Origin of the sequence: Bordetella sputigena (assembly GCF_965137885.1) — a bacterium.
Lineage (GTDB): Bacteria > Pseudomonadota > Gammaproteobacteria > Burkholderiales > Burkholderiaceae_B > Bordetella_C > Bordetella_C sputigena.
This window is the reverse complement of the sequence record NZ_CBCSCA010000010.1, coordinates 51478-63728: the sequence shown is the minus strand read 5'-3', so window position 1 is coordinate 63728 and position 12251 is coordinate 51478. Positions and strand designations below refer to the sequence as shown.

General features: G+C 65.4%; 13 protein-coding genes. 8 read left to right on the top strand and 5 right to left on the bottom strand.

The features are described 5' to 3' along the window. The first annotated feature begins 58 nt into the window (after positions 1-58). The 7 genes from ACNA0R_RS19130 to ACNA0R_RS19100 all read left to right on the top strand — a co-directional run bounded on the left by ACNA0R_RS19130 (position 59) and on the right by ACNA0R_RS19100 (position 6215). Positions 59-856, top strand: a complete 798-nt coding sequence (locus ACNA0R_RS19130) for a transporter substrate-binding domain-containing protein (protein ID WP_415827634.1) — start codon at positions 59-61, stop codon at positions 854-856. A 26-nt stretch (positions 857-882) separates the two neighbouring features. Beyond that, positions 883-1608: an ABC transporter permease gene (locus tag ACNA0R_RS19125; protein ID WP_415827633.1), complete on the top strand. Its 726-nt coding sequence runs from the start codon at positions 883-885 to the stop codon at positions 1606-1608. Further along, positions 1598-2287 (top strand): ABC transporter permease, encoded by a 690-nt coding sequence (locus tag ACNA0R_RS19120; RefSeq protein ID WP_415827632.1) that lies wholly within the window; start codon positions 1598-1600, stop codon positions 2285-2287. Before ACNA0R_RS19125 ends, ACNA0R_RS19120 begins: the two co-directional genes overlap by 11 nt. A gap of 205 nt (positions 2288-2492) precedes the next feature. After that, positions 2493-3212: an amino acid ABC transporter ATP-binding protein gene (locus ACNA0R_RS19115; protein ID WP_415827780.1), complete on the top strand. Its 720-nt coding sequence runs from the start codon at positions 2493-2495 to the stop codon at positions 3210-3212. Between the two features lie 176 nt (positions 3213-3388). After that, positions 3389-4414, top strand: a complete 1026-nt coding sequence (locus tag ACNA0R_RS19110) for an ABC transporter substrate-binding protein (protein ID WP_415827631.1) — start codon at positions 3389-3391, stop codon at positions 4412-4414. A 123-nt stretch (positions 4415-4537) separates the two neighbouring features. Beyond that, the gene (locus ACNA0R_RS19105; RefSeq protein WP_415827630.1) at positions 4538-5392 is read left to right on the top strand and encodes an ABC transporter permease; all 855 of its coding nucleotides are present in this window, start codon (positions 4538-4540) and stop codon (positions 5390-5392) included. Position 5393: 1 nt separating this feature from the next. Then, complete coding sequence (locus ACNA0R_RS19100; RefSeq protein WP_415827629.1) at positions 5394-6215, top strand: ABC transporter permease; 822 nt, start codon at positions 5394-5396, stop codon at positions 6213-6215. A 198-nt stretch (positions 6216-6413) separates the two neighbouring features. On the opposite strand, the gene ACNA0R_RS19095 is transcribed toward ACNA0R_RS19100, so the two are convergent. The 5 genes from ACNA0R_RS19095 to ACNA0R_RS19075 all read right to left on the bottom strand — a co-directional run bounded on the left by ACNA0R_RS19095 (position 6414) and on the right by ACNA0R_RS19075 (position 10736). Then, the gene (locus ACNA0R_RS19095) at positions 6414-7373 is read right to left on the bottom strand and encodes a 2-hydroxyacid dehydrogenase (RefSeq protein ID WP_415827628.1); all 960 of its coding nucleotides are present in this window, start codon (positions 7371-7373) and stop codon (positions 6414-6416) included. Positions 7374-7426: 53 nt separating this feature from the next. After that, positions 7427-7900 carry a type II 3-dehydroquinate dehydratase gene (locus tag ACNA0R_RS19090; RefSeq protein ID WP_415827627.1) on the bottom strand — a complete coding sequence of 158 codons (474 nt, stop codon included), beginning with the start codon at positions 7898-7900 and terminating at the stop codon, positions 7427-7429. A 13-nt stretch (positions 7901-7913) separates the two neighbouring features. Beyond that, on the bottom strand, positions 7914-8531 hold the full coding sequence (locus tag ACNA0R_RS19085; RefSeq protein ID WP_415827626.1) for a glutathione S-transferase: 618 nt from the start codon (positions 8529-8531) through the stop codon (positions 7914-7916). Between the two features lie 80 nt (positions 8532-8611). Further along, on the bottom strand, positions 8612-9610 hold the full coding sequence (locus tag ACNA0R_RS19080; RefSeq protein ID WP_415827625.1) for an NAD(P)H-quinone oxidoreductase: 999 nt from the start codon (positions 9608-9610) through the stop codon (positions 8612-8614). A 4-nt stretch (positions 9611-9614) separates the two neighbouring features. Beyond that, the gene (locus tag ACNA0R_RS19075; protein ID WP_415827624.1) at positions 9615-10736 is read right to left on the bottom strand and encodes an ABC transporter ATP-binding protein; all 1122 of its coding nucleotides are present in this window, start codon (positions 10734-10736) and stop codon (positions 9615-9617) included. A 222-nt stretch (positions 10737-10958) separates the two neighbouring features. Between ACNA0R_RS19075 and ACNA0R_RS19070 the strand changes: the two genes are divergently transcribed. Further along, positions 10959-12209 carry a flavin-containing monooxygenase gene (locus ACNA0R_RS19070; protein WP_415827623.1) on the top strand — a complete coding sequence of 417 codons (1251 nt, stop codon included), beginning with the start codon at positions 10959-10961 and terminating at the stop codon, positions 12207-12209. Positions 12210-12251: the final 42 nt, after the last annotated feature.

Genomic DNA, 12251 nt, shown 5'->3' with positions numbered 1-12251 from the left:
CGCGGGTGTTCGCGACCGTGGGGACTGTCAAACAAACAACAGACAGCAAGGGGAAGTCATGAAATCCGATCGTCTATTCAAAGCATTGGCCCTGGCGGCCGCCATATTGGGCGCCGGCGGCGCGGCGCCGGCGGCGGCCGAAAAGCTGGTGCTGGGCAACGAGGGGAGCTATCCCCCCTTCAGCATGGTCAACGCCGCGGGCGAGCTGACCGGCTTCGAACCCGACCTGGCGCGCGAGATGTGCAAGCGCATGAAGGTGGACTGCGAAATCGTCGTCATGGATTTCAAGGGCCTGATCCCCGCCTTGCTGCAGAAGAAGCTGGATGCCGTCGTCAGCCAGACCAAGCCCTTGCCGGAGCGCAAGGAGAAGGTCCTGTTCGGCCGTCCGGTGCTGTTCAATCCGGATTCGTACGTGATTCCGGCGAACAAGAACTACACCTTCACCAAGGAAGGCCTGAAAGGGCTGCGCATCGGCCTGCAGCGCGGCTCGGCGCAGGCCAAGTATGTGTCCGAGCAGTTCGGCGACGCGGTCCAGATCGTGTACTACGACAATCCCGACCAGATCCGCCTGGACCTGGCCAGCGGCCGCCTGGACCTGAGCCTGGGCCCCAAGATCAGCTGGACCAACGAATTCCTGACCAAGCCCGCCGGCAAGGACTGGAAGTTCGCCGGCGGCGATCTGTGGACCGGCGGGGGCGAGGCCGGCTCCAGCTGGATTACCCGCAAGGACACGCCTGAACTGCTGGCGCGCATGAACCAGGCCCTGGACACCATCATCCGCGACTGCACCTTCACCAAGTTGCGCAAGAAGTACATGGAAGTCGAGCTGTTGCCCGAAGAAGCGGCCTGCCGCTGACCCCGGACAACCGCGGGAAACTCGCCATGCCTTCATTGGGCTTCGTGCAGCAGCTGGCGATAGGCGCGATGATGACCGTCAAGGTCGCCGTCTGCGCCTATCTGCTGGCGTTGGTCATCGGCACGGCTTTCGCGCTGGCGACGCTGCGTCCGCGGCTGGCCACCCGGCTGGTCTGGCGCGCGTATGCCTCGATTTTCACGGGCGTGCCTTCGCTGCTGGTGGCTTTCCTGTTCTATTACGCCGGTCCCGGAATGGTGAACAGCCTGCTGGCGCCTTTCGGGCTGGAAGTAACGATCGAGGTCACGCCCTTCATGGCGGCCGTCACCGCGCTGGGCATGGTGTATGGCGCCTATCTGGCGGACCTGATACGCGCCGCCATCCAGAACGTGCCGCGCGGGCAGTTCGAGGCCGCCCAGGTCCTGCTGGTGGGGCGGCCGGCCATCTGGCTGCACGTGATCCTGCCGCAGGTATTGCGGCTGGCGCTGCCAGGCATGACGAACACCTGGATCGTCGTGCTGAAGGACACGGCGCTGGTTTCCCTGATCGGGCTGAAGGAGATCATGGCCTACGCCAAACTGGCGTCCGGGGTGACCAAGGAGCCCTTCGTCTATTTCATGCTGGCGTCGCTGTTCTTCCTGGGCATGACGTGGCTGACCTATGTGGTGGCCGGACGCATCGAATCGAACGCGGGACGCGGGGTGCGCGCCGTGCCGGGCGCCGCGCCGGGCAAGGAAAAGGCCGATGCACTTTGATATCCACGTCGCCTGGGACAGCCTGCCCAAGCTGCTGGCGGGCACCGCCACGACCTTCATCGTGTTGCTGCCGGCGCTGGCCCTGGGGCTGTTGATCGCGCTGCCGGTCGCCCTGGCCCGGTTCAGGCCAGGGCCCCGCTCGACGCTGGCCGGGGCGTATATCTCGTTTTTCCGCGGGGTGCCCAGCCTGGTGCTGCTGTATCTGATCTACAGCGGCCTGCCGCAGTTCTCGATCGTCCGGGACACCGTCCTGTGGAAGCTGTTTTCCAATGCCTATGTCTGTGCCTGGCTGGGGCTGGCCCTGACACATTCCGGCTTCATGGCGGAGATCATACGGGGCGGGCTGGCGGCGATCCCGGCGGGAACCATAGAAGCGGCCTCGGTGCTGGGCTTGAAGCCGATGCAGATACTGTTCCGCCTGAAGCTGCCGATGGCCGCCCGCTATGTGCTGAAGGCCTACCAGAACGAATTGCTGATCATGGTGAAGAGCACGTCCGCGGTCAGCGCCATCACGCTGGTCGACCTGACGGCGGCCGCCAATACCGTTTTCGACTACACCTACGATCCGTTCACGCCGCTGGTGACGGCGGCGGCGATCTACTGGTGTATTACCAATACCATGCGGCTGGGTTTCGCCGCGCTGGATCGCAGCCTGAACCGTCATCTGGCCCGCGCTTGAATTATGGGCGGGTCCAGGCCGGCCGCGCCTAGCCGGCCGCGCCTAGCCGGCCGCGCCTGGCCGGCCGCGCCTGGCCGGCCGCGCCGGCCGGCTCGTAGCACTTCTGGAGTGAATCGTGGACGCCACCTCCCTGAATGGAAACCCGCCGAAGCCCGCCGCGGCCGGCCGCGCGCCGCGCGCCCTCCCTGGCGCGGCGGCACCGGCGATTTCAATCTCCGGCCTGAACAAGTATTACGGATCCTTCCATGCGCTGCGCAACATCGATCTGCGGATCGACGGCGGCGAGATCGTCGTCCTGTGCGGCCCGTCGGGCTCCGGCAAATCGACCCTGATCCGCTGCATCAACCATCTGGAGCAGCACGATTCCGGCGATATCCATGTCGGCGGCCTGAGGCTTACCCGGCGTGCGGAAGACGTGGAGCAGGTGCGCCGCCAGCTGGGCATGGTGTTCCAGAGCTTCAACCTTTTCCCGCACATGACCGTGCTGGCCAACTGCACCTTCGCCCTGCGCCTGGCGAAGAAGCTGCCTTCGAAGCAGGCCGAACGCATCGCCCTGGAGTACCTGGAGAAGGTCAACGTGATCGAACAGGCCGGCAAGTTTCCGGCGCAGCTGTCGGGTGGACAGCAGCAGCGGGTGGCGATCGCCCGGGCGCTGTGCCTGGAGCCGCGCATCATGCTATTCGACGAGCCGACCTCGGCGCTCGATCCGGAGTCCGTACGGTCGGTGCTGCGCATCATGGAAAACCTGGCGGAAACCGGCATCACCATGGTGTGCGTGACACACGAACTAGGGTTTGCCCGCAGAGTCGCGGACCGCTGCGTGTTCATGGAACGGGGCGAGATCATCGAGTCCGGCCCGGCCGACCAGTTTTTCGATTCACCGGCCAGCGAGCGCCTGAGAACCTTCCTGGACCAGGCCTTGTAAACCAGCCGGCCCGCCGGGGCCGCCGCGGCGTCAGGAAAGTTGAGCCATCCCTATGGAAAAGGCGACTTGGTCGAGCCGGGGGCTGTCCCGCATCATGGCTGCAGCCAAAGCGGACGATATCGAACGCCAAGCACGAACGCCGAGTACTTCACCAGGCACATTCCAAGGGGCATGCAATGATTCGAAAACTTTTGTCGGTCGGTATTCTTGCCAGCACGCTGGCGGCCAGCGCGGCCTGGGCGGAGGATGCCCTGGTCATCAGCACCTGGGGCGGCAGCTTCCGGGACCTGATCGATGAGAACATCGGCAAGGAATTCACCCGCCAGACCGGGGTGCCGGTCAAGTACATCACCGGCGGCACGATAGACCGCCTGAACAAGGCCAAGCTGGCGACCAAGCCGGAAAGCGATATTACGTTTACGACTTCGCATATCGGCTGGCTGTACGTCAACAGCAATCTGTACGAAAAGCTGGATACCAGCAAGCTGAAGAATTACTCGCACCTGGTGGATCGCGCCAAGATCAGCCCGTACCATATCGGCAGCTGGGCCTACGTTTACACCATCGGCTATCGTCCCGACCTGGTGCCGTCGAACATCAAGTTCGATAGCTGGAATGATCTGTGGAATCCGGCGCTGAAGGGCAAGCTGTCGGCGCCCGACTTTGATCCGAGCCACATCATCACGGTCGCGGCCATGCTGTCCGGCGGCGACGCGGCCACGTGGCAGAAGGGCGAGGAAAAGCTGAAGGCGCTCAAGCCCAACTTCAAGGCTTTCTATACCAATGACGCCAACAGCCAGCAGCTGATCGCCACGGGCGAGACGCCGGTGCAGGTGCTGCTGTCCATGAACGCCTACTACATGATCGGCCAGGGCGTGCCCATCAAGGTGGCGATGCCCAAGGAAGGCGCGGTGCTGGGCGTGGACACGATGGGGATCATGAAGGGCAGCACGAAGACGGACCTGGCCTACAAGTTCATCGATATCGCGCTGTCGCCGGAAGTGCAGGCCAAGATCGTGGCCTACAAGAAGGCCAGCCCGGTGGTGGACAACGCCAAGGTGTCGCCCGAGGACGCCGCCTTGCCCGGCGTGTTTACCACCAAGGAACAGTGGGCCAAGCAAGCCATCGTGATCGATGACAAGCTGCGCGCCGAGAAGACCGCCGAATGGCGCAAGTGGTTTACCGAAAACATCATGAACTGAGCGCCGACGGCGTTCCACGACCGCGTCGCGACGGCTGGCTGGCCGCCGCGGCGCGGCCGTTTTCCGGCGCGCGCATGCGTCAGGCAACTTGGGCAAGCAACGTAGACGGAAGTACATCGATTCATGAACAAGCGTTCCGGGCTAAGGGGATGGCTGGTTTCCCCCGCGAGTATCATCGCGCTGTTCATCGTGGCGGCGTTGATCACGGTGTTCCAGTTCAGTCTGCGCACCTTCATCCCTGGGTCGATGGAGGTAGGCGGGCTGACACTGGCCAATTTCACGACGCTGAACAAGCCTATCTATCTGGACGCGTTCGCCAATACGCTGCTGCTGAGCGTGGAGACGACGGTCTGTTCCCTGCTGGTCGCCTATCCGCTGGCGTACGCGCTGGTGCGGGTGCGCAACCGCGCGCTGAAGTCGTTCATCCTGATCGTGTCGATCACGCCGCTTTTCCTGGGCGAGATCGTGCGGACGTATTCGTGGATCATTGTGTTGGGCAACAATGGGTTCATCAATACGATACTGCGCAAGGCGGGGCTGATCGATATGCCGCTGAATCTGATGTTCAGCCACCTGGGCGTGCTGGTGGCGCTGGTGCACGTGACGATCCCGGTGGTGGTACTGATGCTGGCGACGGCGATTTCGCATATCGACCGGGATTATGCGAAGGCGGCCCAGAGCCTGGGGGCGGGGCCGGTCCGCACTTTTCTGACGGTGACGCTGCCGCTGTCGATGCCGGGGATCCTGGCCAGCGTGACGACGTCGTTCGCCTGGACGTTCAGCGCGTTCGCGACGCCGCAGATGATAGGCGGCGGCCGCGTGCCGACGGTGTCGACGCTGGTTTACCAGCTGGGCTTTTCTTCGATGAATTTTCCGCTGGCGGCAAGCTTGAGCGTGGCGGGGCTGGCGTTGACGGTGGTTTCGTTGATGCTGCTGGGGCGGCTTACGCGCCGGTTCAAGGCGATCCAGGTGCACTGATATGAAAAGACGCAATACCGTACCGATGTGGATGCGCGTGGGCGCGCCCTTGCTGATCGTGTTGATCCTGGCGTTCATTCTGTTGCCGGTGGTGGTGGTGACGATGGCGTCCTTCAACGAGAAGGCGCTGCTGACGTTTCCGCCGCAGAGCTGGTCTTTGCGCTGGTTCGAACGGGCGTTCACCTATCCGGATTTCCAGGATGGTTTCCGGGCCAGCGTTGTGGTGACGGTGTGGGCGTCCTTGCTGGCGCTGGTGATCGGGACGGGGTTGGCGATCGCGGTCAAGAGGCTGGAGTTTCCGGGGAAGGATGTGCTGCAGGCGGTGTTGTTGTCGCCGCTGGTGATACCGCATTTCACGTTGGGGCTGGGGTTGTTGATCCTGGTGGCCCAGCTGAATCTGGACCGTGGGTATGGGCTGGTGATTCTGTGCCACGTGATGCTGGTGTTGCCGTTCGTGCTGCGCAGCGTTTATGTGTCGATGGAGAATCTGGATGCGCGGCTGGAGCAGAGCGCGGCCAGCCTGGGCGCTTCGCCGGTGCGGGTGTTGTTCACGATCACGGTGCCGTTGCTGGCGCCGGGGTTGTTTGGCGGGTGGCTGTTCGCCGCGATCATGTCGTTCAGCGAGTTCACGGCTTCTTTGTTCGTGACGACCCAGGCCACGCAGACGTTGCCGGTGTCCATGTACAACTATGTGCGGGAGTTCGCGGATCCTACCTTGGCGGCGTTGTCGGTGGTTTATATCTTCGTGACCGCGGGGGTGTTGGCGGTGGCTAATGGGTTCCTGGGGTTGGGGAAGGTTTTGAACATCGAGGAGTCGCGGTAGGGGGGCTGTGTGCTTGGCCCTTCGTGGCTTCTGGGTTGGCTTAAGAAAGATTTGCTGTTGCCCGGCGTGGTGCGGCCGCCCTGCGCGGCCACGCCACGCCTACGCGGTTCTGTGCGCCACGCCTGCGCGGTTTTGTCAGTAGCGCACGCCTGTTTCGCGGTGCGACGCGGGTGGATTGGGGGCCGGCTTTGCGGCGGTTCAATAGCCGCGGCCGGGGTCTATCCGGTTGGCCGGTTCCTGGCCGTGGGAGACGCGGACGATGTTTTCCGCGATTTGCGTGGCGGCCGAGGCCGGGATGGCGACGGAGGCCAGATGGGGCGTGATCAGGACGTTGTCCATTTTCCAGAGCGGGTCGCTGGCGGGCAGGGGTTCGCGCTCGAAGACGTCCAGCGTGGCGCCGCCCAGGTGGCCGTTTTGCAGCAGCTCGGTGAGCGCGGCCTGGTCTACCAGGGCGCCGCGGGCGACGTTGATCAAGGAGGCGCCGCGGGGCAGTTTCCGCAGGCGCTCGCGGCTCAGCAGGCCGCGCGTTTCCGGGGTCAGGGGCAGCATGACGACCAGGATTTCGGCCTGCGATAGCACCGTGTCCAGGCTGTCGATGCCGGAGTGGCACTGGATGCCGTCGATCTGGCGGGGGCTGCGGGACCAGCCGAGTACGGTCAGGCCCTGGCGTTGCAGTTCACGGGCGGCGTAGGCGCCCAGTTCGCCCAGGCCGAGGACGGCGACGCGGATTTCCTCCGGGGAGCGCGGGTGGCGGTAGGCCCATTCGGCGCGGCGCTGGGCTTGCTCGAACCAGGGGATGTCGCGGGCGTAGCGCAGGGTGGCGAAGAGGACGTAGCCGGCCATCATGCGGCCCATGTTGGGGTCGGTGATGCGGGTGATGGGGATGCCGGGGGGCAGGTCCTTGCGGCCGACCAGGGTGTCGACGCCGGCGCCCAGGTTGATGATGAGGCGCAGGTTCGACATGCTGTCGAAGAAGCCCTCCGGCGGTTTCCAGGCCAGGGCGTAATGGATGTCCCTGGGGTCGGTGACCTCGCTGGCGTGCAGGACGCGCAGGTCCGGCAAGCGGGCCCGCAGGGCGGACTTCCAGGTGTCGAAGTGGTCGAATTCGCTGTAGAAGACCAGGGAGCCGGAGCATGCTCCATTGTGCGGTGCGGTCATGGCGGGGTTCTCGGGCTCGAAGGCAGGTTTGGACCCAGGCTGGGTTTCCGGGCTCAGGCGGGGCGGCGGATGAGGCGGGACATGGCTTCGATGGCCAGTTCGTATCCCTCGGCGCCCAGGCCGGCAATGACGCCGTCGGCGGCCTTGGAGATGTAGGAGTGGTGGCGGAAGGGTTCGCGCTTCCAGATATTGCTCATGTGGACCTCGATGATGCGGCCGGGAAAGGACAGCAGGGCGTCCAGCAGCGGAATGGAGGTGTAGGTCAGGCCGGCGGCGTTGATGATGACGCCCTGGGCGTCGCCGCGCGCTTCCTGGATCCAGTCGACCAGCTGGCCCTCGTAGTTGGACTGGACGAAGTTCAGGGCGATGCCGAGCTCGGCCGCCTTGTTTTCGCAGCGCTGGCGCAGCATGGGAAAGCTTTCGGAGCCGTAGGTCTTGTTGGCGTCCAGGCCGTAGAGATTGGCGTTGGGGCCGTTCAGGAACCAGACCTTGGTCGTGGCGGTGGCGGGCGTGTCGGTCGTCGTCATGGCGGTTCGGTTCTCAGGCGTCGTGCGGAATGGTCGCCTGCATGGCGGGCAACTGGCTGAAGGTCGCGAACCAGCGTGCCGCCCGCGGATGGCCGGCGCGCCAGTCGAGTTCGGGAAAGCGGAAGTCCAGATAACCCAGGGCACAGCCCAGGGTGACTTCGCCGATGGTGGGGCCTTGCACGGCCAGGGATGCGGCCTGGGGCTCGATTTCGTCCAGGGTGGCGCTCACCTTGACCAGCTGCGCGGCGCGCCAGTCGGGCCATTGCGACGCGGGCGGACGCGCCGTGGTTTCGTAGCGCGCCAGCAGGGCCGCGTCGAGCAGGCCGTCGCCCAGCGCCTGCTGGGTCAGGGCGCGCCAGCGTTGCGGTCCGGCGGCGGGAAACAGGTGTTCGTTGCGGGCCAGGTCGGCGATGTACTCGCAGATGACGCGGCTGTCGTAGAGCGACTGGCCGTCGGGCAGGATCAGGGTGGGGACCTTGGCCAGCGGGTTGTGGGCGGCGATGCGGGCATCGCGGCGTATGGGGTGGGCGGCGCTATCCAGGAAGGTGATGCGGTCGGCGATGCCGCACAGGTGCGCGCAGGCCATGACCTTGCGGACGAAGGGGGAGGTCGGGGCGTAGAGCAGTTGCATGGAGGCAGCCTTCGGGTGATGGTCGGGGCATACACGGCATCCTGCTTGCCACGGAGCCCCGGGCAGGCAGGAAGTCGCGGTCAGGGCAGCAGCACGATCTTGCCGAATACGTCGCCGCTTTCCAGCAGGCGATGCGCATCGGCGGCCTGGGCCAGCGGCAGGCTGGCGTGTATTTTCGGGCGGACGCGGCCGTCCGCGACCAGCGGCAGGACGTGGCGCGCGATGTCCCGCGCCATGCGGGCCTTTTCAGCCGGCGTCTGCGGCCGCATGGTGGACGAGTGCAGGCTCAGCTGTTTCTGCATCAAGGTCAGCAGCTCGATGTTCACCGACGATCCCTGCAGAAAGGACAGGCTGACGTGGCGGCCGCCGAAAGCCAGGGCCTGCAGGTTGCGGCGCACGTAGTCGCCGCCGACCATATCCAGCACGACGTCGACGCCGCGTCCCTGCGTGTATTCCTGGCAGGCGGCGACGAAGTCGGTATCCCGGTAGCAGATGGCCAGCGCCGCGCCCATGTCGCGCAGTTCCGGCAGGCGTTCCGCCCGGCCGGCGGTGGCGATGGCGCGCGCGCCCGCGGCGTGGGCCATGCGGATCGCCAGCGTGCCGATGCCGCCGGCGGCGCCGTGTATCAGCACGGTTTCGCCCATGCGCAGCCGGCCAAGTTCGAAAAGGTTGTGCCAGACGGTGAAGAGGCCTTCGGGCAGCGCGCCGGCCGCCGCGTCGTCCAGGTCCTCCGGCACGGGCAGCGAGTGGTCGACGCGGGCCGCGCACCATGGGGCGTAGCCGCCGCCGGGCAGCAGGCTCATCAGCCGCTGGCCCAGCAGCGTGGCGGGGACGCCGGGCCCGCACGCGGCGACTTCGCCGCAGGCTTCCAGGCCCAATACGTCGGTGACGCCTTCGGCCGGCTTGGACTGGCCCTGGCGCTGCATGATGTCGGGCCGGTTGACGCCGGCCGCGCGCACGCGCAGCAGGACTTCGCCGGGGCCGGGGACGGGCACCGGGCGCTCGGCCAGGGCCAGTACGCCGGCGTCGCCGGGACGGGTGGCGATGACGGCCTGCATGGTGCGGGGGATATCGGTCATGGGCTCAGGCGGAGGCATTGAATACGCTAATTCCTTGGTCGGGCAGCACCAGGCCGGCCACCGCGCCGACGGGCCACTGCTGCATGGCGTCCAGGCCGGCGCTGCGCACCATGACGCGCTGCCGTCCGGCCACGGGGATATCGACGTCGATGTAGGAATCGATGTGATCGCCCTGGAATACGTGATTGACGACGGTGCCGCTAAGCACGGAGTTGCCGTGCAGGTTCTCCAGCGTGATCTGCTCGGGACGCACGTAGACGTCCAGGCGGCGTCCCTCGTGCGAACCGCCAACCAGGCGTTCGCGCGGCACGCGGATCAGGCCGGCGCCCAGGCGCAGGTGGATGCCGTCCGTGTCCGCGCCGTGGTAATGGGCCGGCAGGATGTTGACGTCGCCCAGGAAGGATGCCACGAAGGGATCCTGCGGATTGCGATAGAGCTCGCCCGGGGTGGCGATCTGGCGGATGACGCCGGCCGACATGACGGCGATGCGGTCGGACATGCTCAGCGCTTCGCCCTGGTCGTGGGTCACGAAAACAGTGGTCACGCCCAGCCGGCGCTGGATATCGCGGATTTCGACCTGCATGGCGCCGCGCAGGCTCTTGTCCAGGGCGGAAAACGGTTCGTCCAGCAGCAGTACCTTGGGCCGGATCACCAGGGCGCGCGCCAGGGCCACGCGCTGTTGCTGGCCACCCGACAGTTCGCGCGGCTTGCGCTGCCCCAGGCCGTCCAGCTTGACCATCGCCATGGCTTCCTTGACGCGCTCGGCGATTTCCCTGGATGGCACGCGCCGCATCCGCAGGCCGTAGCCGATATTGCGTTCCACCGTCATATGCGGGAATAGCGCGTAGTTCTGGAAGACGATGCCGATTTCCCGCTGGTAGGGCGGCAGGTCGGTGACCAACTGGCCGTCGATGAAGATCTCGCCGTTGTCGGCATCGGCGAAGCCGGCGATCAGGTTCAGCAGGGTGGTCTTGCCGCAGCCCGACGGACCCAGCAGGGTCAGGAACTCGCCGCGCCGGATCTTCAGCGACACGTCGTGCAGCACAGTCTGGTCGCGGTATTTCTTTACCACTCCTTCCAGACTGACCGCGCAAGAGGAATCCGGAAGAGAGGGGTTGTTCTGCATGGCGGCGGCAATTTAGACACGATGGATGCCGGGAAGAATACGGCAAGCAGGGGGCGCCGGCCCTTTGTGGATGCTGAGGCCGTTCATCGGAAAAAACGAAAGCCCGGGGCGCCTGGCCGCCATTTGGTTTTTCCTAGGTCCGGCGTCCGAAAAACGAAGTTATCAAGCCTGGTGTTCTGGCTCACACTGCGTGCCATCCCCGAGTGAGCGAAGGAACTCCAAATGTCAGTCGAAAAAACCAATACGCTGGTGATCGGCGCCGGCCAGGCCGGCATCGCGATGAGCGAGCACCTGGGCAGGATGGGTATTCCCCATATCGTGCTGGAACGCAAGCGTATTGCCGAGCGGTGGCGTTCCGAACGCTGGGACTCCCTGGTGGCCAACGGCCCCGCCTGGCATGACCGCTTTCCGAACCTGAAGTTCGGCGACGTCGCGCCCGACGTATTCCCGCCCAAGGAGCGCATGGCGCAGTATTTCGAAGACTACGCGAAGATGATAGAGGCGCCGGTCCGCACCGGCGTGGAGGTGCTGAAGGTCACGCGCAACGAGAAGCGGCCCGGCTTTACCGTGACGACGTCGGCCGGCGTGATCGAGGCGCGCCACGTGGTGGCGGCGACGGGCGCCTTCCAGATTCCCAGCTACCCGAAGATCGTTCCGGAAAGCGCCGGCATCCAGCAGGTCCATTCGTCGGCCTACAAGAATCCCGGCCAGCTGGCCGAGGGCGCGGTGCTGGTGGTGGGCGCCGGCGCATCGGGGTCGCAGATCGCCGAGGAACTGCGCCAGGCCGGCCGCACGGTCTACCTGTCCGTGGGCGAGCACTATCGGCCGCCGCGCTCCTATCGCCAGCGCGATTACTGCTGGTGGCTGGGCGCCCTGGGCATGTGGGACGAGGTCAAGAAAAAGCCCAAGCGCGAGCACGTGGCCTTCGCCGTGAGCGGCTACGAAGGCGGCAAGACGGTGGACTTCCGCCGTCTCGCGCATGCCGGCATCAAGCTGGTCGGCATCACCAAGGGCTATGAGAACGGCACGGTGACGTTCGAAGAGGGCCTGGCCGCGAACATCGCGCAGGGCGACGCGGACTATTTCGAGGTGCTGCGCGAGGCCGATGCCTATATCGAGCAGAACGGCCTGGACCTGCCGCCGGAGCCGGAAGCCTGGGAACTGCTGGAAGATCCCGAATGCCTGAAGCACCCCATCCTGGCGCTGAACCTGGCCGAAGCGGGTATCAAGAGCATCGTCTGGGCCACCGGCTTCAAGGTGGATTATTCGTGGATGGAGATCGATACCTTCGACGAGAAGGGCTATCCGGTCCACAAGCGCGGGATTTCGGCGGAGAAGGGGATTTACTTCCTGGGCCTGCCCAACCAGACGAACCGCTCTTCGTCATTCATCTGGGGCGTGTGGCACGACGCCAAGTACATCGCGGACCATATCGGCATCCACATGGATTACCTGGCGTACGAAAAGGCCTGAGGCCGGCGGCGGCCGTTCACCGGGCCGGCGGGCGGCGGCTCG

Coding starts and splice junctions, on each gene's coding strand:
- ACNA0R_RS19130 (WP_415827634.1), top strand. CDS start 59: ATGAAATCCGATCGTCTATTCAAAGCATTGGCCCTGGCGGCCGCCATA.
- ACNA0R_RS19090 (WP_415827627.1), bottom strand. CDS start 7,900: ATGACGACGACCGACACGCCCGCCACCGCCACGACCAAGGTCTGGTTC.
- ACNA0R_RS19100 (WP_415827629.1), top strand. CDS start 5,394: ATGAAAAGACGCAATACCGTACCGATGTGGATGCGCGTGGGCGCGCCC.
- ACNA0R_RS19120 (WP_415827632.1), top strand. CDS start 1,598: ATGCACTTTGATATCCACGTCGCCTGGGACAGCCTGCCCAAGCTGCTG.
- ACNA0R_RS19095 (WP_415827628.1), bottom strand. CDS start 7,373: ATGACCGCACCGCACAATGGAGCATGCTCCGGCTCCCTGGTCTTCTAC.
- ACNA0R_RS19075 (WP_415827624.1), bottom strand. CDS start 10,736: ATGCAGAACAACCCCTCTCTTCCGGATTCCTCTTGCGCGGTCAGTCTG.
- ACNA0R_RS19125 (WP_415827633.1), top strand. CDS start 883: ATGCCTTCATTGGGCTTCGTGCAGCAGCTGGCGATAGGCGCGATGATG.
- ACNA0R_RS19110 (WP_415827631.1), top strand. CDS start 3,389: ATGATTCGAAAACTTTTGTCGGTCGGTATTCTTGCCAGCACGCTGGCG.
- ACNA0R_RS19070 (WP_415827623.1), top strand. CDS start 10,959: ATGTCAGTCGAAAAAACCAATACGCTGGTGATCGGCGCCGGCCAGGCC.
- ACNA0R_RS19080 (WP_415827625.1), bottom strand. CDS start 9,610: ATGACCGATATCCCCCGCACCATGCAGGCCGTCATCGCCACCCGTCCC.
- ACNA0R_RS19105 (WP_415827630.1), top strand. CDS start 4,538: ATGAACAAGCGTTCCGGGCTAAGGGGATGGCTGGTTTCCCCCGCGAGT.
- ACNA0R_RS19085 (WP_415827626.1), bottom strand. CDS start 8,531: ATGCAACTGCTCTACGCCCCGACCTCCCCCTTCGTCCGCAAGGTCATG.